The sequence below is a fragment of the Paracraurococcus lichenis genome, assembly GCF_030657435.1.
Lineage (GTDB): Bacteria > Pseudomonadota > Alphaproteobacteria > Acetobacterales > Acetobacteraceae > Paracraurococcus > Paracraurococcus lichenis.
In genome coordinates, this window is sequence record NZ_JAUTWS010000573.1 from 1 (window position 1) to 296 (window position 296).

Here is a 296-nt window from a genome sequence, read left to right on the forward strand (position 1 = left end):
AGGCTCTTGATGGGATCCGGGGTGATGGGCTCAGGCCCGGGTAGCGTGCCTGGGGCCGGTCGGTGATGATGCGCGGCGACGGGGCGGCGAACCGACCCTCCCCAGGAGCGTCGGCATCATGGCTGCACCAGATCTGGTCAACCTCTCGGCGCTGATCGACGACGCCAAGTGCTTTGCCTTGGTGCGCCAGCACCGTTGGCCGGACGGGGTGCACTGCCCTGCCTGCGGCAGCAGTGGCGTGGTCCGAGACGGCTTCGACGAGATCCAGGCGCATCGGCAGCGGTACCGGTGCAAGG

1 protein-coding gene is annotated in these 296 nt (G+C 68.9%); it reads left to right on the forward strand.

The window, feature by feature from the left end; all coding sequences use genetic code 11:
- Positions 1-118 precede the first annotated feature (118 nt).
- A partial coding sequence (locus tag Q7A36_RS42040) for a transposase (protein WP_370655828.1) occupies positions 119-296 on the forward strand: 178 nt, incomplete at its 3' end.